Origin of the sequence: Lysinibacillus composti, from assembly GCF_016908465.1 — a bacterium.
GTDB classification, from domain to species: domain Bacteria; phylum Bacillota; class Bacilli; order Bacillales_A; family Planococcaceae; genus Ureibacillus; species Ureibacillus composti_A.
Genome location: NZ_JAFBDY010000002.1, coordinates 127,632 through 149,198, shown reverse-complemented (window position 1 = coordinate 149,198; position 21,567 = coordinate 127,632). Strand labels below are relative to the sequence as shown.

Sequence of the window (21,567 nt, the reverse complement as noted above, 5' to 3'; positions counted from 1 at the left end):
TCCTCTTCCGTTCCTTCTCTTGAGATAGCACAACTCAGATGGCTAGGAAAACCAACTGAGACAGTCCTGCAATTATTCACTGCAGACCCAGCATGAAGCATTCGAGCATACTTCAAACTTCGGCGATATTTCCTTCTTCTTTACTTCTTCGCTTGCTCAAGCTCGATAAAGAACTAATAAAGATCGCACCTCTACCTCACTCGAACGTGAGGCTTTTTTATTAATTTACTACTCGATTGTACTATGCATAACATGTAATGTCAACGCTACTTTTTTCAGAAAATTGCAATTCAACAAACAAAAATACTGTTTTATCAAGGTTTGAAAGGTTCTCACCAAATGTAACCACAAATTACTAAATAATAATATATATAGGTATTTTGAATTAAAGAACTTTTATGAAGTTAAATAAAAAAACTAGCGAATTTAATCGCTAGTTTTTTCTTTTATTAAGAATTTAAAAGTAAATCTTCTGGATTTTCGATTAACTCTTTAACTGTTTTTAAGAATCCAACTGAATCTTTACCATCAATGATACGGTGGTCATAAGATAACGCCACATACATCATTGGACGGATTTCAATTTCACCATTAACTGCAACTGGACGGTTTACAATTGAGTGCATACCTAAAATACCAGCTTGTGTACCATTCATAATTGGAGTAGACATTAATGAACCAAATACACCACCATTAGTAATAGTGAATGAACCACCAGCCATGTCATTTAAACCTAATTTTTTCTCACGTGCTTTTTTAGCTAAGCTTGCGATATCTTTTTCGATTTCAGCAAAGTTTTTGCTATTTGCATCACGTACGATTGGAACAACTAAACCTTCTTCAGTTGAAACCGCGATTCCGATATCAAAGAAGTTATTTAAGTGAATTTCATCACCTGAAATTTGAGCGTTAACATATGGATATTTTTTAAGAGCTGCAACAACTGCTTTTGTGAAGAATGACATGAAACCAAGTTTGATGTCGTTTGCTTTCACGAACTCTTCTTGTTTACGTTTACGTAAAGCCATGATATTTGTCATATCAATTTCGTTAAATGTTGTTAACATTGCAGTTGATTGTTTAACTTCTAATAAACGTTTTGCAATTGTTTGACGACGACGGCTCATTTTTTCGATTGTTACACGATCAGTGTTTGCTGCTGGTGTGAACACTACTGGTCCGTTTGATGGAGCAACTTGAGCTACTGGCGCAGCAGCAACTGGTGCTACTCCATGAGCTGCAACATCTTGTACACGTACTCGACCTTGTGGGTCAACAGGTGAAACTTGGCTTAAATCAATTCCTTTTTCACGAGCAAGTTTACGTGCTGCTGGTGAAGCTACAACGCGTTCGTTTGAAGTTTCTTCCGCAACAACTGGTGCAGCTGGTGCTGGTGTTGGAGCTGCTGGTGCTGGTGCAGCTTCTGCTTTTGGTGCTTCTGCTACTGGTGCAGCTGGTGCTGGTGCAGCACCTTCGCCAGCTTCAACAACAGCGATTACTTGTCCTACAAGAACAGTGTCGCCTTCCCCAGCTAAAATTTGTGTTAATACACCTGCTTCTTCAGAAATAATTTCAGCATTTACTTTATCTGTTTCTAATTCTACGATGAATTCGCCTTTTTCTACGCGATCTCCAACTTTTTTAACCCACTGGGCAATTGTACCTTCTGTAATCGATTCTGCTAATTCAGGGACTTTAATTTCAGCCACTTTAATATCCTCCTTTGAATATCATGCAATATATCTCTTTACTTGCATGGTATCGCTACTCTAAGTTGTAGCTATATTCCGTAATAGTGTTAGTTTATAAGTGAATTAATTGATTGCTAAAGCTTCATCAATAACTTTTGCTTGAGCAACTTTATGTGAATCCATGTCACCTTCTGAAGTAGAAGACATTTCAGGACGTCCAACATAAGATAATTTTTTACCATTTGCCACTTCAAGTAAATATTCTAAAGCATATTTCCATGGACCTTGGTTTTTAGGTTCTTCTTGTACCCAAACGATTTCTTTTGCGTTTGGATATTTTGCAATAATATCTGATAATTTTTGTGATGGGAATGGATATAATTCTTCAACACGTAAAATGTGAAGTTTTTCATAGCCTTCGCCATCTTTAACACGATCAGCTAAATCGATCATTACTTTACCAGAACCAATTACAATTCGTTCAACTTTCTTAGGAGCAGTTCCTAATCCTGGTTGTTCAATTACTTCTTCAAATTTACCTTCAGATAATTGCTCAATTGTAGCAGCAGCTAAAGGATGACGAAGTAATGATTTTGGTGATGTTACTACTAATGGTCGAACTCCTTCTGTTCCAAGCATTTTAGCTTGACGACGTATTAAGTGGAAGTAGTTTCCTGCAGTTGAACAGTTTGCAACGATCCAGTTATTTTCAGCTGATAACTGTAAATAACGTTCAATACGTGCTGAAGAGTGCTCTGGACCTTGACCTTCAATACCATTTGGTAATAAAAGAACTAATCCAGATTTTTGTCCCCATTTAGAACGAGCAGCTGAAATGAAATTATCAAACATGATTTGAGCCATGTTTGCGAAGTCACCAAATTGTGCTTCCCAAATTGATAAAGCTTTTTCATTTTCTAAATTATAACCATATTCATATCCAACGATTGCAGCCTCAGTTAATGGTGAGTTGTGAACTGCAAATGAAGCGTTTGAACCAGAAATATGATGTAATGGTGTATACTCAGAACCATTGTTTTTATCGTGTAATACTAAGTGGCGTTGAGAGAATGTACCACGTTGTGCATCTTGCCCAGTAATACGAATTGGGTTACCGTCACGTAATATTCCAGCAAACGCTAAAGTTTCAGCATGACCCCAGTCGATTTTACCAGATTGCATTGCATCTACACGTTTATTTAAAATTTTAGCTAATTTATTTTGTGGCTCGAAGCTTTCAGGCCAAGCTAATAAATCTTGGTTAATTTGTTGTAAATCTTCTTTAGCAATTGTTGTGTCAACTTCTGGGTAACCTGATTTTAATTCTTCAGGCATTTCAACTTCGAAGTGGCCATTTTCAGCACCAACTTCTTTAACATGATCGTAAGAAGCTTGCATTTCAGCATAAATTTGATCATCTAAGTTTTTAACTTCTTCAGCAGTTACAATACCTTCTGTAGTTAATCTTTCCCCATAACTTGCACGTACAGTAGGATGTTTCGCAACAATTAAATAAGTTGAAGGATTTGTTACAGTTGGGTCATCAGTTTCGTTATGACCAAAACGGCGGAATCCAATTAAGTCGATTAAAATGTCTTTACCGAAAATTTGACGGTATTCGAATGCGATTCGAGCAACTTGTACTACTGCTTCTGGATCATCAGCGTTTACATGAATTACTGGAACTCCATAACCTTTAGCAACATCTGATGAATAGTGTGTAGAACGAGAATCATAATGTTCAGTTGTAAATCCAATCATGTTATTAGAAATGATGTGGATTGAACCACCAGTTGTGAAACCGTTTGTATTTGCATAGTTGAAAGTCTCTTGAACGATTCCTTCACCTGCAAATGCAGCATCACCATGAACTAATACAGCTAAAGCTTTACTTGGATCAAATTTTGGTGTTCCTGGAGTTGTAGTATCCTCCTGAGCAGCACGAGTTGAACCTGTAATAATCGGACTTACTACTTCTAAGTGAGAAGGATTATAAGCTAATTTTACTTTCATCCCTGAATTCTTAGTATGTGTAGCACCCATATGATACTTCACGTCACCAGTCCAACCTTTAGAAATTTCTAAAGAGCCGTCTTTTGGGAAGAAGAAATCATTTGGAACGTGCGCAAAGTCAGAAAACATCATATCGTATGGTTTATTTACAACGTGTGTTAAAACATTTAAACGTCCACGGTGTGCCATACCAATTTGTAAATAATTCATTTTGTCTTCATCTGCAGCTTTAACGATTTCATCAAGTAATACAACTAATGTATCTAATCCTTCAATTGAGAAACGTTTTTGACCTACAAATGTTTTATGGATGAATCTTTCAAAATCTTCAACGCGTGTTAATCGCTCTAGAATTGCTTTTTTCTCTTCTGTTGTTAAGCTTGAATTAACAATACCTGACTCAATTTTTGATTGTAGCCATTCACGTTCGATTTTGTTATCTACGTGAGAATATTCGAAACCGGCTTTACCAGTATAGATTGCTCGTAAATAATCAATTGCTTGTTTACCATTGGAAACGCTTGCAGGAACGTTATTAAAGAATAGCGTAGCTGGCATTTCAACAAGATCTGCATCTGTTAAACCATAAGAAGCAACATCAATTCGAGAATTATCTAATTGACGATCTTTTAGCGGATATACATCTGCAGCCAGATGTCCATATGAGCGAATTGCATCTGCAAGTTGTACAGCAGCAAATACTTTTGTTAAGTTCGCTGAAGGTACATTAGCAGCCCCTTCCGTTTCTGTAGTGCCACCTTCAATTGTTGGCGCTCCAAATTGTTGGAAAAGCGCTATTAAATCTGGATCTACTTCTTCAGGAGATTGTAGGAATAATTCATATTGTTCCATAACATACCCTAAGTTAGGTCCAGAGAATGCTGACCAAGGGGAACCAGCATATAATACATTGTTCGACATGAGAATAACCTCCAAATTACGCCCTAAGGCAGTTCCATTGTGTATCTGTAATATTATTTCATATATTACCATTCTTCGACAATAGAAAAAATCTATTGATTTAATTACCATTACTTATTAATTAAAAATGAAGAACGTATTTTTAACATTTCAATCTTACTACTCTTCACAAAAAATACAACTATTTTTCACAAAAAGAGCATATTTTCTTCACAATCGTCTAAAAAAGTTCAGAATGGTCAAAAACTAAACGATAGGAAACCTCAAAGTAAATGTTGTACCTAAATTAACTTTACTAGTTACATTTATTTTCACATCATATCGTTCAGCGAGCATTTTTGTAATACTTAATCCTAAACCTGTTCCACCATTACTTTTTCGAGAAGCGTCTATGCGATAAAATCGATCAAAAATGTGTGGTAAATGTTCGTTTGAAATCCCAATCCCATTGTCTTTTATCGTAATAAATAGGTTATCAGGTAAATAATTAATTTCTATATTAATGACCGGTTGATGTTCAGTATAGCGGATTCCATTTTCAATAATATTTCTTAAGATTTGAGAGAGGGCGTTCTCGGTTATATGAGCATCTTTTTTCACACCATAGGATTGCACATTAACATTTGCTTCTTTATGAACAAATTGCAGTTCCATAATTACAGATTCTAGGACATGTTGGACATCTGCATAAGCGTGTTGTTCTTTCTCTTCTTTACGTGCTAAATCTAACAGTTCCTCTATCATTTTTTTCATGCGCTGCACTTCCGTAATAGAGGTATGAAGCGATTCTTCTAACACTTCTGGATCATTCTTTCCCCATCGCTTAATCAATGATAAATGTCCTTCTATTGCTTGAATAGGCGTTCTAAGTTCATGTGACGCATCTGAAACAAATTGATGCTGTTTCTTAAAAGAACTATGTAATTCATCGATCATGGATTGATAAATCGTAATTAAATCGCCTATTTCATCATCCGCCTTATATGTAACACTAATTTCCTCGTCAAATCCTTTTTCACGTACTGATACCATCGAGTCACGTAGATCTTGAAGGGGTTTCATTAAGAGATTTGCTAAATAGTAACTGATAGATCCAGCAACTAAAAGAGCCCCTATCCCTGCAATTAGCATAGCAGTTAAGACATATTTCATCATAGATTGAAAGCTATTTAATGGATGAATTAGCTGTAAATAACCCTGAAACCTACCTATTTGTACTACTCTTTCTAATACAAATACATCATTGCCCTCTACGTTTTTTTTCATAACCATCGTATCAAAGTATTGTAATTCAGATTTTTCGAGTGTTGCTGCTGGCGATGTATTATTAATCCTTAGTACTTCATAACCATCTAAATTAAAAATACGTACAGTTTGATTTTGATTAATAATGGCTTTCATAAGGCCTGTACTTTGTTGTAGTTCTGAAATAGTAATTGGTCCTTCCTGTGAACCAAAGAAAGCAGTTAAATCATCAACAGTACGAATTGCATTGTCTTCTTCGTTATGAATAAGCCAGGTATATAACGCCAAGTATATAATAGTACAAATTGCAGCATAGCTTATGAAAATGACGATTGTACTTGAAAGTGTCCACTTCTTTTTTAATGATAAATTCATAAAAAAATTTTTCACTTTATTCATTCTCTCACCACATAACCTACCCCCCTTACAGTTTCGATATAGGGGTTCTGTTCCGTTTTTAATTTGGCCCGCAAATGTCTAATATAAACATCTACAACATTTGTTTCAATTTCCGTCTCATACCCCCAAACTGTTTCTAAGATCATCTCCCGAGTACAAACCCTATTTTTATTTTCACACAGTAATTTTAATAGATCATACTCGGTTTTTGTAAGTTCGATTTTATTACCTTCAAAATACACTTCATAGGAGTTTGGATAGATCAACAGTTGTCGAACTTGTAAAACATCTTCATTACCATCGTTACGTTCTACCCTTCTAAAAATGGAACGAATCCGCGCAAGTAGTTCCTCAATCGCAAATGGCTTTACAATGTAATCATCTGCTCCTGCATCTAATCCTGCAACACGGTCCATAACAGCATCTCGTGCAGTTAATAATATAATGGGGACATCTGTTTGTGCTCTTACTCTACGACATACCTCAATCCCATTTAGAGACGGTAACATGACGTCAAGCAAGATACAATCATAAGTCTGTTCTAAAGCACGAACTAATCCTTCACGACCATCATGTACTAATGTAACATCAAATTGTTCGTGTTTTAATTCGAGTTCTAGGAAACGAGCTATACTTATCTCATCTTCTATTATTAATAGTTTTTTCTTCATATTATCACCTCGAATTTACCCTACTAATTGAAATTTGTTTCCATTAAATTTTTCAATAATAAAAAGAACCAACGCTTTAAGTTTACCTTAAAACGCGGTTCCTTTTTAAATAGAAACTCTTATTCATGAGTATAAATTTTATAGCTATCCTTTGAGATGACCTTTATATCGTGTAATGCGCGATCTGCACAATCCATTAATTCATCCAAAGTAGAGCCGTGATCTGGATAGAACGAAATCCCCATTGATGAGGTTGGAGAAAAGTGATTTCCCCCAATACTCCATCCTACTTTTAAATTTTCTTTTATTCGATTAATAATATGTTGTAATTGTTGTTCGCGATATGTCTTATTTAGATTTAATCCCGTTATGACTAACACAAATTCATCTCCGCCAACTCGAACGACTAAATCTTGATAACGTACACTCTTGGATAGGGCTTTACCAAATTGCTTTATGAATTCATCACCAACATCATGTCCAAATCGATCATTGACTGTTTTAAAATTATCTCCATCAACATAAAGAACAGCAATCGATTCCTTATTGGACTTTGCCTTCTCAAGGAAGTATGGAAACTCTTTTTGAATATATCTACGATTTGGTAAATGTGTTAGTGTATCGTGGTAAGCTAAAAATAGTAATTTATTTTCAAATTCTTTACGTTCTGTAATTTCACGAGATACCATAATAATTTGGCTACCATTATTTCGAAGATAATTATTTACAACAGTGTAGTTACATTCTGTCCATAAACAGATACCTTCTTTAGATTCATGAATCAGTTCAATTTTTGAGTTACCTGTTAAGTTATATAACTCTGCATTCCAAATTTCCTTACTCTCTTTAGTTAAAATTTGAGTATAAAATTGGCCAATTAATTCTTCTACCGTATAACCAAGCTTTTTACAATATGCACTTGAAGCAAATTGGATAATTCCATCTTCATTTGTAATGACGATTAAATCATTTGTATTTTCGGTAATCATTTTAAACATATTTTCTATATTGTGTAATTCTGTTAGCATGCGTTTCTTTTCAGTTATATTAAAATTAATAGAAAGATATTGTTCAATTTGCCCATTTTCATCGACTAATGGGATAATTGTCGAATCTACCCAATAAGTAACACCATATTTGGTCCGGTTACATATTTCACCGCGCCAAACTTCACCACTATTAATGGTTTTCCAAAGATTATCAAAAAATCCCTTCGTATGGTAACGTGAATTAATAAGACGATGCGTACTTCCAATCAGTTCTTCACGTGAAAACTCAGTTTGCTCAATAAAACGATCATTGACATCAATCATGACACCATTGATATTTGTAATTGAAACCTCTGCAGCATTGTTAAGGGCATTTTTAAAGTTATTTAACCCATTTGAAGTTACTCTTAATGCCTTTTCTTGACGAATATAATGGGTAATTTCCTGCAAGATAATAAAAACTGCAATCACTTCTTTTTCACCTTTTAACAAAGGTGTGAAGGTAGCAGTAAAGCTTCTTAACTCCCCTTCCCCATCAATAAATGTTATTAATTTAGAAGATAAAGTGATCCCATTATGAGCTTGTGAAAAATAATTTTTTAACTGTTCAACATTCTTTTGATTAATAATAGGAAGTTCTAAAAATCCTCTACCACGTACTTCGTCAATGTTAATATTAAAATCATTTAAAAATTGTGGATTCGCCTCAAGTAAACGCCCATCATTTGATATTAATACAGTTGAAAGGAATGAATGGAAAAAGACAGAGCGCATAAATAAGTATTTATCATCAACATCTCGGTCATAAGAGATTTCTTTTGTAATAGTTAATAAGTAAATATCTCCATCTAAAAAAGATGGAAAAACAGTAGACTCATATTTCCTAACTTCATTATCTAGATATATATAATCTTGATATTCAATCTGTTTTCCGCTGTCAATTGCTCGATCATAATTTTCACGTATTGTTTCATATTGAATTGGTGGCATAACATCAGATAAATTTTTTCCACAAACATTTCCCGAAAGTAACTTTTCTTTTGCAGAATCATTAATATAAACATATTCATAGTCATCAGGATTCTTTTTTATAAAAAATACGAAGTTTTTACTATTTTTAAATAGTAAATTAAATTGTTCTTCCGTTAGAAATTGATTGTTCAATTATTTCACCACCTTTTAAATCACTGGCTAACTTAATACTACTTCTGTTTCTTTCTTAACGTAATCAATACATCTTTGATATTGAATTTGTTCACCTGTCTCTTTTCGACTTACAAATTTGTATTGATGTTCTTCGATTTCTATACCATATTCAGCTACTACAGTAGCATTACCAATTAATGTTAACTGATATTGTTCTTCTTTTTGGGACACCTTACACTTAACAAACCCACCCGGATTATAGACTAGGACCTCTGCTGAATTTACAATTCCATTTTGTTTTGATACTAAGGCAGAGGCAGTCATAGCCGTTCCACATGCATTTGTAAAACCAACGCCTCTTTCAAAAGTACGAACAAAAATTGTATCATTTTTCATTGGATACACATAACTTACATTTATTCCATCTATACAATATTCATTTTCTCCATTCAAATATTCCGCTAAAGATTGTTGATGCGAAATATTTTGAATATAATGGACATCAACAATCCCTATTAAATGTGGATTTGGCACTGAAACAGCTGTGTACTCAATAGAAGGGTGAAATTCTTTTATAGTTTCATGCTGAATTTGTGTTTGATTTTTATACTGCATGGGTAAAGTATTTAGTAAAAAAGATACTGGTGAAATTTCAACAGCATAAGTAGGTAGATCTTCAAAAAGTGATTGTTCTTTTTTGACGTGTAAGTTCGCCTTCATCGTTTCAATGATTGCTTCTTCTTTGCCTAATTTCTCACAAACGAATCGTGCAACACATCGCAAGCCATTCCCACACATTGAAGCTTCCGAACCATCTGCATTGATAACTCGCATTTTCGCATCTGCTGATTGTGAAGGAACAACTAATAACAGTCCATCAGCCCCGCCTTCGTTTTCTTTTTTACAAAGCCATTTTGTTAACAGTACCCAATCAAATTCTTGTTCATTTTCTGAATTATATAAATAAAATGTATTTCCTGATCCATGAACCTTTAAAAGTGTTTTTTTCATCGGGAATCCGTCCTTTTTTTGTTTAATTTATTCTATCATAATTCTTTGCATACAATGAATTCAACATTAACCTTTCCTTAACAAAAATCGATTTTGCGTTCACAAAATTTACAAAGAAATAATTGTTTTTTTCGAGAAAAATATTGTCCGAAATTGGGTTTTTATAATAAAATAAATGCATAAAATATTTTTATAAAATAGTTAATCGCTCCTTTTTGTGACGAAATAAAAAAATTTATTTTCCCTTAGTTTAACCTCTAGATTTTTAGGTTTAAATTGTTTATTATTAACTTCTGTCTTGTGATTTTTAATATTCGACATTGTTCTCACTCTCTTTCTAAAGTGGGAAAACTTCTTCTACATGAAGTGAAACAAATATCCTAAAAAAGGAGGCGTTTAAATTGTTAAAACACCGTGATCTTTCTGAAACAAACGAACTATACCAATTACTAATCCACCCATCCGTCTTCCCGTATGTTCGACAAAAGGCAACATCTGCTGAAGAGTATTTATTTATGACTAAACAATTGCTCGAAGAAGAGCAACTAGGTAAGACGATTTCGAGAACGATTACAGATGATTGGGGTCAACCAATCGGTACAATCAGTTTATATGACATACAAGATGGCGCTGGATTTCTTGGAACATGGATTGGATTACCTTTTCAAGGAAAGGGATACAATCAAGTAGCTAAAAAAGAATTTTTAAATGAACTATTCTTTGAACATAATTTCCATACGGTTTTCCTTCGAATTCGTAAGGAAAATGAAAAATCGAAACGCGCCTCCTTAAAATTGCCTTATGTAATAAGTGCAGAGGATACACATCCAGCCCTTTATGAAGAAATTAACGCTGGAGAAGTAAAGTTTGATCTATTTAAAATACCAAAAGATTTGTTCTACTTAGTTACTGCTAATGATGAACAAAAAGAAGAAGAACAAGAAATCTGTTAATTAGAAAAGCTGAGGCTATTTTTAATATAATGTTACGATTCGCGGCATAGTTTATTCAATTAAAACTTAGTACCACACTAGTGGTCGGCAATTCTTAATTAACTAATCCAATTACAACAGAGCATATCTTAATATGCAAAAAAGAAATCTAAGTTGACTATGGTAACTAATACTTTTCATTTCGTATAGTTAAACAATTTTGAATCAAGTACAATAAAACGACAAAATCTATAATAGATTTTGTCGTTTTTTTTATTTCTCGTATTGTGTGATGAGTTTTACCATCTCATCAGGCGTTTTTGGACTTTCTGCATTTAACATCGAATCTATCATTTCATCTTGTTGCGCTACTAATGATTGAATAGCCTTCATAAATGTTTTTTTCGATAAAAGCTCTTCTTCTAACACTTGGGCAAACCCTTGTTTATTGAAGATGTTTGCATTTAAGATTTGATCCCCACGACTTTTAGAAGCTGATAAAGGAATAAGAAGCATCGGTTTCTTCAATGCTAAGAACTCAAAAATAGAATTTGAACCAGCTCGAGATACAACAAAATCAGCTGCATATAATAAATCGGAAAGTTCATTGGTTACATAATCAAACTGTTTGTAACCTTGCATACTTCTAAGTGATTGATCCACATTACCTTTTCCACATAAATGAATGACATTATAGTTCACTAATAACTCAGGTAAATTACTTCGCAATGCATCGTTTAACACGACAGAGCCTAAACTTCCACCCATGATAAGCAAAATCTTTTTGTCGTCTTTAAAATCACACAGTTCCTTACCCCGACTTTTATTACCTTGGAATAATTCTTGACGTACAATCGAACCTGTACAAGTTGATTTGTCACTTGGAAGATATTTAAGTGTTTCTTGAAAAATTGTAAAAACATGGGATGCAAATGGCAATGCAATTTTATTTGCTAATCCTGGGGTTACATCAGATTCATGAATAACAACCGGAATATTCGACAATTTTGCAGCAATGACAACTGGTACAGATACGAAGCCACCTTTTGAAAAAATAATCGTTGGTTTCACTTTTCTAATGACGGCTAAAGCCTGACCAATACCCGCTAATACTTTAAATGGATCGGTAAAATTCTTCATTGAAAAATAACGTCTTAACTTTCCACTTGAAATACTATGATAGGGTATATTCGGAAAAGCACCTGAAATTAACTCTTTTTCAATTCCATCATGAGAACCGATATAATGAACATCATACCCTTCTTCTATTAAAGAAGGGATAATTGCTTGATTTAACGAAACGTGTCCTGCTGTTCCGCCACCTGTTAAAATAATTGATTTTTGTTTCACACTTATTCTCCTATCATCATGAAAAACTTAAAATATTTATGTAGTGTATCTGCTCTAATTACCAATTTATGCTAAGGCTTTTTAATAAATTCGCATGCTGTTCCTTAAAATACATGTTTTAAAAGTTTGCTTTTACCAACAATATATTCTTATGACAACTAAGGACATAGAAATTCAGCATAATTCATTAACCTAATTTCAGTTTTAGACCTTATTTGAATAACTAATAACAGCACATACATCTCGACCCTTTATGACGAATATCATATGTAATAAGGCTATAACAAGTAGGGTTACTAATTAAAAATGTACAAACACGATTTTAACATAAAATAAACAATTACGCCTCGGCAAGCTTGATTTAAATTATTAACGCTTGATATTAAAAATACATCTGTACAATTATTATGGTTTCCTTACTTTTGACCATTATTTTGATTCCGCACTTCTCTTAACAAAACAAAGAAGGATATCACACCTATTCCGTAGCTTTTATAGAATATCTAATAAAAATTGGATGTATAGAAATAATCCTTCACTATCATTTAACATTCACCGAAATCCGTAAAAGATTAATTATTATAACAAATGCCTTTTTGGTAACACTAATATTTGCATCTCCATTTTTATATTATAAATATCTTCGTTTCATAAAGAACATATAAAAATAATTGTTTCAAAATCCGTCTAGAGTTTTCTGAATAAAATTTTAAGGTATAAGGAGAGACAGCATGATACAGTCAATAGGAATACCCGGATTAATTATAATATTAATGATCGCATTAATTCTTTTTGGACCGTCAAAATTACCCCAACTAGGGCGAGCGGTTGGAGAGACCATAAAGGAATTTAAAGGTTCTACTAAAGATGTAGTTGATCATGTAACTGAAGAATTTAAAATAGACGATGATAATATTGAAGAAAAAGTAAAGTAGACTTACTTTTAACAAGTTGCGTGTCGCAATATACAATTACTTTAATAAAAACACAAATTGCTAATAAGAATAGAAAAACTGATCTGAACCATTTTAATAAAATTATAACACAAACAAAAGATGGTCTTATAAGCATTATCAGCTTACAAGACCATCTTAAAAATAATAATTTAGTAAACTATTACATTTGGATAAATTGTTGTGTCCAATAGTATCCATTCTCAACAAACCCTACACCAATATGCGTAAAGCTTGGGTTTAAAATGTTTTGACGGTGACCAGGTGAATCCATCCAAGCTTGTACTACTTGTTGCGGTGACCTTTGACCTTGTGCAATGTTTTCTCCAGCAGCACGGTACGAAATTCCTGCAGATCTCATTTGATCAAATGGGCTTCCGTAAGTTGGACTTGTATGAGAAAAATAATTATTACGAGCCATATCTTCTGATTTATCACGTGCTACTGCCATTAAAGGCGCATAAATTTGAAGAGGTTTTAAACCTGCTTTTGTACGTTCTGCATTTGTTAAATCTACCACTTGTTGTTCAAACTGTGAGAATGATTGATTTGAAGTAGTAGACGGTTTTGTAACAGGTGCTTCTACTTGTTGTTGATTTGAATTTGTATTATTTGTTGTTGTGTTATTGTTTGAACCGTTATTATTTGGAACTGGTGCTTGTGTATTTGGTGTCTGTTTAACCGGTTCTACTTTAACAGGTGTTTCTTTAACAGGCGTTTGTTTAGCAGGTGTTTCTACAGGTTTTGTTACCGTAGGAGCTGCCTCTTTTTCTTCTACTTGATTAGTAGTTTCTTTATTAACAGAAGTCGGTGTAGGTACTTCTTTTGCTGTTTCATTAGTATTTGGTACTTCTTTAACTATTTTATTAATTTGGAACCCTTTATATCCTTGAAGCTCTTTTAATGTTTCATTTATAAAATCTTCAAAAGAATTAAAAGTTAATTGTCCATTATGTATAGAAAGCTTTTGGATTGAACGTAATACAAATCCATTATGATTATCCCACTTAATAATTTGGAAGTTTTGAAGATTTGAATCATTTTTCATATCTTCATTTACACTTGCTGCATTTGCTGAAGTAAAAGATGTTGCGAATAATGCTACTGCACAAAACGATGTTGCGATCCATTTTTTCATTTTGTACTCCTCCTCTCAAAGACAATCATATAACACAAAATTCGTAATAATTGGTCCATAATTTGGGAGGAGTGACAATCCAACTTAGATCTCAAATCTATTAAGGCTTTTTAAGTATTAATATTTACAGCTATATCCAATCGAATACGTTATTTCCACTATAAAGCTATTGACAGAATTTTAGTAAAACAACTTTTTTTCATATTTTACAATAATATTACGATAATTATTTATCCCCTATTATTTCAACGTTTTGAACATCGTCACCGATTATGACAATTTGAGGAGCCATTTTTACGTATTCAGGAAGCCACTGAACTAAACCATAAGCATATTGGAAAAGAAAAGGATTTCGTACTCCTTCTATTGGAACATAGCCCTTTACACGATAAACTGTACTTGGTAATGTGCTGATCCATTTTTCAAACTGCTCAATAGTAAAACTAGATGTAAACTCCACTAAACGTGAACTTAAGTGTAGGTGTTTACCAATGTGAGCAGAATGGACATCATCTTTTGCTGGTCTGACAGTAGCTTGAAGATTTTCAAGTAACTTAATTGGGACACGCCCTTTAGTTGTTTGTAAAATAAATGCATGCGGGTTTGCGCCCTGTAATTCAAATACGACTTTTGATTGTTCTGATTCAGTTAATAAATCCATTTTATTAGCTATTAATAAATGCGCATGGCGGATCTGTTCTAAAAATAAAGAACGAACTTGCGGCGCTAGCTGTTCACGATTTAACCAAAGCTTACTATCTGCAACCGTGACAATTCCCTTTATGTTCAACTGCTTAGCAAATAAGGGTGAATAAACCGCATCTAATGCCTCTACAGGATGTGCTACGCCTGTTGTTTCAATGATTAGCACATCAAAATCAGAATCCATCAAAAGAGATTGAATTTGAGCTTCTGTTTTTTCCGCACCCGAGCAACATATACACCCTTCTAACATTTCTTTTAACGGAACGTCTTCTTCTACACTTTGTGAATCAAATGGAAGTTTTCCAAATTCATTCATCAAAACAGCAGGTTTGAGTCCCACTTCTTTTATCTGTCTAATCACATCTACTAACATAGAAGTCTTACCACTACCTAAAAATCCACTAAATAAATAGACATCTTTCATTTTTTTGCATCTCCTTAGTTTTTTTCAATTTCCCTGGGCATCATTGTGTCTGATTTGTCCATAAGTACGCACGGATGCAACGACCTTAGTCTGAAATCATTTTAACAGTCGAGATTTTACCTAAACTGGATGAAGATAAAAGAAAGGGCCTCTTACTTCATACATCGAAGCAAGGCGGCCCTTCAACCTTTAATTATTATTCTGCTTTCTTTTCTTGCTCAGTGTCAGCATTTTTAGTTAGAAGTTCAGTTGCTTTTTTAATTTGTGGATCATCTTTATCGATTTTCTCTCTTAAAGCGTCCATTATTTCATATGTTGTTTCTCCAGCAATTGATCCAGTTTGTTCTAGGTTATGATCTGCTTGGAATGATTTTACTGCAGCAACAGTTGAGTCGTCAAATTCAGTGTCCACCTTACCAACGTCATATCCTAATGCATCTAGCATTTGCTCTGCAGCATTTACGGCAGGTGAAGTTGTCCCTTTTGAAAGCTCTGTTTCTGGGTTAATAAATGGTAAGGTAGCATACTCAGGATATTTAACTTCAATATCTGGTTTGATTCCTTTTTCGTTAATCCAGTTACCATCCGGTGTTAACCATTTACCTGTTGTAAATTTTAAGTTTGAACCATCTGGTAAATAGCTAACTGTTTGTACAGTTCCTTTACCAAAAGAAGTTAATCCAACAATTTTTGCACCTGCAGATTCTCTTAAAGCACCAGCCAATATTTCAGAAGCAGATGCACTACCATTATCAATTAATACAACAACTGGAATGTTATATTTCTTACCACCTTCAGCAACCATTACTTCTGGTTTACCTTCACGACTTTGTACTTGTACTATTGGTTTACCTTCTCCTACAAATAGATTGGCAATGTCGATTGCGGATGTTAAGAACCCACCAGGATTTTGACGAACGTCTAAAATGACACTCTTCATTCCTTCTTGATCATATTGAACTAGTAGCTTTTCCAAATCTTCATATGTTTTTTCACTAAATGATGTGATCTGGATGTGAGCAATTTTGTCATCGCCCATTTCTCCATAGACGGTTTCAACAGGAATTTCGTCACGAACAATCTTGATCTCCATTGTTTCATCAGAATCTCCACGCTGAATTGTTAAAGTAACCGGTGTACCCTTTTCACCACGAATTAACAGGACAGCTTCAGAAGCACTCATCCCTTGTATACTTTTTCCATCAACTAGAAGAATGACATCTTCTGGTAAAAGTCCTGCTTTTTCAGCTGGCGAATTTTTAATTGGGGAAACGACGACAATATTTCCGTTACGTTCTTGTATTTCTGCACCAATTCCTTGGAAGCTAGAAGATAGATCAGCATTAAATTGGTCTGCTTCTTCCTTATTCATAAAATCAGAATAAGGATCATCTAAAGCCTCAAACATCCCATTGATTGCACCAAAAACAACTTTCTCATCATCAATATCTACATAATACTTTTCTTTTAATTCGTCATAGGCATCATATAGTTTAGAGAATTCTTCTCTTTCTACTGGTACTGATACTTCAACGACTTTTTCATCACCAAAAGTTAATGCGAATATCGTTAACCCTGCAGTCAGTAGGATTGTTAAAAACATTAACATGATGAACGTAAAAGGCTTAATTGATAAATATTTCTTAGCTGGTTTTACTTGTTCATCTCGCTCTTGAACATTTGTTTCTTTCTGTTCATTATTTTGTTGATTTTGTTCATCCATTTCATTCACCACTCTCATTTACACTTACTATAGCGACACTATTTCAATATTAACAGTTTCAAGCATTAACGAAAAGAAAAGACTGTCAAAAAAATTAAGACAGTCTTTAAGTTCAAGCATGCTTTGCTTAATTTTCTACTCTTGTATCGCAGCTTCTAATGCAACGACAATCATATCATTGAATGTTGTTTGACGTTCTTCAGAAGTTGTCGCTTCACCTGTAACAATATGGTCTGAAACTGTTAATACAGAAAGGGCTTGTCTACCGAATTTAGCAGCAAGTGTATAAAGTGCAGCTGATTCCATTTCGACAGCTAAAACACCGTAACGTGCTAGTTTCTCATTTTGATTTTCTTCAGAGTAGAACATATCAGCAGTCATAATGTTACCGACCTTTAAGTTAAGACCAGCTGCTTTACCAGCGTTATATGCTTTATACAATAAATCAAAATCTGCAGTTGGCGCATAGCTTAGACCGTTAAAGATAATATCATTCATCTTAGAATCAGTTGTAGCAGATTGCGCTAGAATTACGTCACGTACTTTCACATCTTTTTGGATTGCCCCACAAGTACCTACACGTATTAATTTTTGTACGCCATATTCTTGCATTAACTCCGTTGCGTAAATAGAAATAGAAGGTACCCCCATACCCGTACCTTGAACAGAAATACGATGTCCTTTATAAGTACCAGTATAGCCAAACATATTTCGCACTTCGTTATAGATAGTTGCATTCTCTAAAAAGTTTTCAGCAATATATTTTGCACGTAATGGATCTCCAGGTAAAAGAATGATTTCTGCGATGTCTCCCTGTTTTGCGTTAATATGAATGCTCAAAAGCAATCCCTCTTTTCCAAAATTATTTCACATTAAAATATACTTGCTTTTCCACAATTACGCAATGATTAGCCTTCACTAGCGTTAATGGGAAAATAAGTAAGGTTCTTATTCATATTTTAATCGATAAATATCCCATAATTCATCGAAAGCAGATGTTGTTAAATATTCGTCTGCTTGGGTCTCGATATAGCTTGATAACTCTTCGAAAGAAGTACTTGCTTTTGGAAAACTATGATCATGGAACATACTCTCTGCAAATCTAGACTTTTGATCAGACCAGTCGCCTCCTCGAAAAGTTAGCACAAATAAATAAAAGCTTTTTTTCATAACAATCTTCTCCTTTAATAAAAAAACACGATGCAATTATTAAAATATAGTAAAGTGTGTAAAAATATTGTAAAATTTAGAATATTAGCCATTAATTCGAAAGTAGGTGTTTTGTATAGAAAAATCGTACCAAACTACTAATACAAAAAGTAACTTTAAGACTAATTCAGCTATAAAGACAAAGTTCTATCAATTGATCCGTGGTAAGGTTTTAATCATATTTACCATCTTAATTGCAATTATTGTAGCGATGCAAATTCTATCATATATTAACATCACTCGACTACAAGAAAACTTAAATTTATTTGCTGAAGAAAACTTACATGAACAAGTTAAAATTAATAATTTTGCCAGTGATATAGCAAAACTTTCAAATTATCAGCAACACTACCTCATTACAGGTAAAGAAGACTCTTTAACTAGTTATGAATCTTTAAAAGAAACTATTGATACCCATCTAAAAGAGCTTCAATCCATTTTAAGTGACCGACAGGAAGAAAGTGGATTTATATCAATTATCCACCAATACTATAGAACTTATTTGTCCTATACAGATAGTGTTGTCGAAGCAAGGAGAGATTATGGATTTGACAATGCTCAAAAATTGATGGAATTAAATGACTCCCAAAATAGCAAAAACTATATTGATGGCTATACTGCTAACTTAATTGAACTCCTTGAAAAGAAAAACGAAGAAACAATAAGAGATCTTGAATCATTTGCAACGATTAGTCGTATTTCCTTTTTCATTTTATCGGCTTTTGCCATGATACTAACAGTGACGTTCGGATATATCATATTTAAAACGATTCGTCGCAACACAGAGAAAATTAATGACTCTATTTTAGATATTGCACAAGCTGGAGGAGACTTAACCCGACGCGTACATGTAAGAACGAATGACGAATTTGCTCAAATTGCAAACTCTACGAATATCTTAATAGAATCGATTTCTACACTTGTTAAAAGAGTATCGAATCTTGCAGACAACGTATTTAACAGTTCAAAAGAGCTTACGGTACTTGCAGAAGAAAACTCCAAAGCGATGGATGAAGTCGCAAACAGTACGCAAGATATTGCTGCAGATAGTCAGTCAACGAAGGCTCGAATGAATGGAGCATTACAAAAAATGCATGGGCTTGAACAATCCTTAGTTGATTTAAATAAGGAAGCAAATGAAGTCAAAGTGGCGGCAGAAGAAATGAAAAAAGCAGCCTTCAATGGAAGTCGCGCGGTTAATCAATCTACCAATGTGATGCAGTCAATTGAAAATACAATGGCTAAAACAACTTCGACAGTTGAGATATTAGGTGAGAAGTCAAAAGAAATTAATTCAATTATTTCAACAATCAAAGCTATTGCTGAACAAACAAACCTTTTAGCACTAAATGCAGCAATTGAAGCTGCACGTGCAGGTGAACATGGACGTGGTTTTTCAGTGGTTGCAGGAGAGGTTCGCAAACTGGCAGAACAATCTAAAAATGCAACGAGAGAAGTGACCGATATTGTAAATTCAATACAACAAGAGGTAGCTTTAATTGTGGAGCAAAATAATCGAGGTGTAGCCTCTGTTAATAGAGGGATGGAAGTATCGACGGAGATGAACCAACTACTTCAAAATATACTTTTACAAACTGACCAAACTACCACAATCCTTGCATCAATGGTTCAAAAGATATCATATACTCTAACTACAAGTCATGAAGTGGCGGCATCCTTTATGGAAGTACATACGATTGCTGAAAATACTGCGATGCACACTGAAAAAACAGCTGCTTCAATTATACAAGGCTCTTCTTCTATGCAAGAAATCAATGCCTCTGCAATTGAACTCGCAAAACAAGCAGATGATTTAAGTAATGTGATCAATCAATTTAAGATTTAAGGTCCCCTTAAAAGTATAGGTGCCTTATTTTCATAGGGCACTTTTTAAGGGGACAACACAGTATATAGCAATATAAATGGAGGAAGAAATCAGAATGGTTTTTTTCCCATTTTTCATTGCTATATTAAGGGTTAAAAGCAACTAAAAGACATGGCGAATTCTTTTACTAATTACCATGATTTTAAGAAACTTCTTTCACATTTCCACTTCAAAAGGAAAGCCGCAAATTGTAATTCATTAATCAAATAACTTTAAATACTCCCCATATCCTTCTTCTTCTAGTCTGTCTTTAGGAATGAAACGTAGGGAAGCAGAATTGATACAGTAGCGCAGGCCACCTAATTCACGGGGGCCATCTGGGAAAACATGTCCTAAGTGAGAGTCTGCTGTTTTACTTCGGACTTCAATTCGACGCATCCCGTGTGACGTATCAAATTTCTCAATTACTTCTGTTTCCACAACTGGTTTTGAAAAGCTTGGCCAACCACAACCCGCATCAAATTTATCTTTTGAACTAAAGAGAGGTTTCCCCGAAACGATATCAACATAAATCCCCTCTTCAAAATGTTGATCGAATTCGTTTTGATACGGCGGTTCAGTACCATTTTGCTGTGTTACATAATATTGCATTTGTGAAAGCTGTTTTAAACGTTCTTCTTTATTCATGTTGGTTCCCCCAATGTTGATTAATAAATGCTGCTCGCCCAGAGCCAATCGAATATCGCTCATAGTGTAATGGATTTTTCTTATAATATTGTTGATGATAGTCCTCTGCAGGGTAAAACGGTTTTGCAGGTAAGATTTTTACAGCAATCGGTTTAGTAAACTTCCCTGACTGTTCTAATTGTTTTTTTGACTCTTCCGCGACCACGCGCTGTTCTTCACTATGATAAAAAATAGCTGTCGTATAGGATTCCCCACGATCGAAAAATTGTCCACCTGGATCAGTTGGGTCGATAAGTGTCCAATACAACTCAACAAGTTTTTTATATGGGAAAATATCCGAATCAAACGTAATTTGTACTGCCTCTAAATGACCCGTAGTTTCTGAACAAACTTGTTCATATGTAGGGTTTTCAACATGTCCACCTGTATATCCAGACACTACCTCGTCGATTCCATCCATTTGATCGAATGGTTTAACCATACACCAAAAACAACCACCTGCAAAAGTTGCTATTTCCTTTGTCATATAAGATAA

17 protein-coding genes and 1 riboswitch are annotated in these 21,567 nt (G+C 34.2%); of the genes, 3 read left to right on the top strand and 14 right to left on the bottom strand.

Going from position 1 to position 21,567, the window contains the following annotated elements; translation table 11 throughout:
* Positions 1-17: 17 nt before the first annotated feature.
* Positions 18-202, bottom strand: a riboswitch (Lysine riboswitch).
* A gap of 247 nt (positions 203-449) precedes the next feature.
* The 6 genes from odhB to dapF all read right to left on the bottom strand — a co-directional run bounded on the left by odhB (position 450) and on the right by dapF (position 10,086).
* Positions 450-1,709, bottom strand: coding sequence for a 2-oxoglutarate dehydrogenase complex dihydrolipoyllysine-residue succinyltransferase (odhB, locus tag JOD29_RS04660; protein WP_124762916.1), 1,260 nt, complete (start codon positions 1,707-1,709; stop codon positions 450-452).
* A gap of 105 nt (positions 1,710-1,814) precedes the next feature.
* Complete coding sequence (locus tag JOD29_RS04655; protein WP_124762918.1) at positions 1,815-4,625, bottom strand: 2-oxoglutarate dehydrogenase E1 component; 2,811 nt, start codon at positions 4,623-4,625, stop codon at positions 1,815-1,817.
* A 246-nt stretch (positions 4,626-4,871) separates the two neighbouring features.
* Positions 4,872-6,269 carry a HAMP domain-containing sensor histidine kinase gene (locus tag JOD29_RS04650; RefSeq protein ID WP_124762920.1) on the bottom strand — a complete coding sequence of 466 codons (1,398 nt, stop codon included), beginning with the start codon at positions 6,267-6,269 and terminating at the stop codon, positions 4,872-4,874.
* Positions 6,266-6,940: a response regulator transcription factor gene (locus JOD29_RS04645; protein WP_124762922.1), complete on the bottom strand. Its 675-nt coding sequence runs from the start codon at positions 6,938-6,940 to the stop codon at positions 6,266-6,268. Before JOD29_RS04645 ends, JOD29_RS04650 begins: the two co-directional genes overlap by 4 nt.
* A 119-nt stretch (positions 6,941-7,059) precedes the next feature.
* On the bottom strand, positions 7,060-9,093 hold the full coding sequence (locus tag JOD29_RS04640) for a diguanylate cyclase domain-containing protein (protein ID WP_124762924.1): 2,034 nt from the start codon (positions 9,091-9,093) through the stop codon (positions 7,060-7,062).
* A gap of 27 nt (positions 9,094-9,120) precedes the next feature.
* Positions 9,121-10,086: a diaminopimelate epimerase gene (gene dapF, locus JOD29_RS04635; RefSeq protein ID WP_124762926.1), complete on the bottom strand. Its 966-nt coding sequence runs from the start codon at positions 10,084-10,086 to the stop codon at positions 9,121-9,123.
* Between the two features lie 401 nt (positions 10,087-10,487).
* Here dapF and JOD29_RS04630 point away from each other — a divergent pair, with 401 nt between their 5' ends.
* Positions 10,488-11,039: a GNAT family N-acetyltransferase gene (locus JOD29_RS04630; protein WP_124762928.1), complete on the top strand. Its 552-nt coding sequence runs from the start codon at positions 10,488-10,490 to the stop codon at positions 11,037-11,039.
* A 252-nt stretch (positions 11,040-11,291) separates the two neighbouring features.
* Here JOD29_RS04630 and JOD29_RS04625 read toward each other — a convergent pair whose 3' ends face one another.
* The gene (locus JOD29_RS04625; protein ID WP_124762930.1) at positions 11,292-12,368 is read right to left on the bottom strand and encodes an undecaprenyldiphospho-muramoylpentapeptide beta-N-acetylglucosaminyltransferase; all 1,077 of its coding nucleotides are present in this window, start codon (positions 12,366-12,368) and stop codon (positions 11,292-11,294) included.
* Positions 12,369-13,099: 731 nt separating this feature from the next.
* Between JOD29_RS04625 and tatA the strand changes: the two genes are divergently transcribed.
* Complete coding sequence (tatA, locus tag JOD29_RS04620; RefSeq protein WP_124762932.1) at positions 13,100-13,303, top strand: twin-arginine translocase TatA/TatE family subunit; 204 nt, start codon at positions 13,100-13,102, stop codon at positions 13,301-13,303.
* Between the two features lie 181 nt (positions 13,304-13,484).
* On the opposite strand, the gene JOD29_RS04615 is transcribed toward tatA, so the two are convergent.
* The 5 genes from JOD29_RS04615 to JOD29_RS04595 all read right to left on the bottom strand — a co-directional run bounded on the left by JOD29_RS04615 (position 13,485) and on the right by JOD29_RS04595 (position 18,481).
* A complete protein-coding gene (locus JOD29_RS04615; RefSeq protein WP_239585562.1) occupies positions 13,485-14,459 on the bottom strand; it encodes a CAP domain-containing protein in 975 nt (324 codons plus the stop codon).
* A gap of 226 nt (positions 14,460-14,685) precedes the next feature.
* The gene (locus tag JOD29_RS04610; protein ID WP_124762934.1) at positions 14,686-15,588 is read right to left on the bottom strand and encodes a CobW family GTP-binding protein; all 903 of its coding nucleotides are present in this window, start codon (positions 15,586-15,588) and stop codon (positions 14,686-14,688) included.
* A gap of 196 nt (positions 15,589-15,784) precedes the next feature.
* A complete protein-coding gene (locus JOD29_RS04605) occupies positions 15,785-17,311 on the bottom strand; it encodes a lmo1851 family serine protease (RefSeq protein ID WP_124762936.1) in 1,527 nt (508 codons plus the stop codon).
* Between the two features lie 135 nt (positions 17,312-17,446).
* Positions 17,447-18,151, bottom strand: coding sequence for a purine-nucleoside phosphorylase (deoD, locus tag JOD29_RS04600; RefSeq protein WP_124762938.1), 705 nt, complete (start codon positions 18,149-18,151; stop codon positions 17,447-17,449).
* A 108-nt stretch (positions 18,152-18,259) separates the two neighbouring features.
* Positions 18,260-18,481: a YozE family protein gene (locus JOD29_RS04595; protein WP_124762940.1), complete on the bottom strand. Its 222-nt coding sequence runs from the start codon at positions 18,479-18,481 to the stop codon at positions 18,260-18,262.
* A 193-nt stretch (positions 18,482-18,674) separates the two neighbouring features.
* Here JOD29_RS04595 and JOD29_RS04590 point away from each other — a divergent pair, with 193 nt between their 5' ends.
* Positions 18,675-20,366 (top strand): methyl-accepting chemotaxis protein, encoded by a 1,692-nt coding sequence (locus JOD29_RS04590; protein WP_239585561.1) that lies wholly within the window; start codon positions 18,675-18,677, stop codon positions 20,364-20,366.
* 237 nt (positions 20,367-20,603) lie between these two features.
* Here the strand turns inward: JOD29_RS04590 and msrB are convergent, their stop codons facing one another.
* Complete coding sequence (gene msrB / locus JOD29_RS04585; RefSeq protein ID WP_124762942.1) at positions 20,604-21,032, bottom strand: peptide-methionine (R)-S-oxide reductase MsrB; 429 nt, start codon at positions 21,030-21,032, stop codon at positions 20,604-20,606.
* A complete protein-coding gene (gene msrA / locus JOD29_RS04580) occupies positions 21,025-21,558 on the bottom strand; it encodes a peptide-methionine (S)-S-oxide reductase MsrA (RefSeq protein WP_124762944.1) in 534 nt (177 codons plus the stop codon). The genes msrB and msrA overlap by 8 nt, the downstream gene beginning before the upstream one ends.
* Positions 21,559-21,567: the final 9 nt, after the last annotated feature.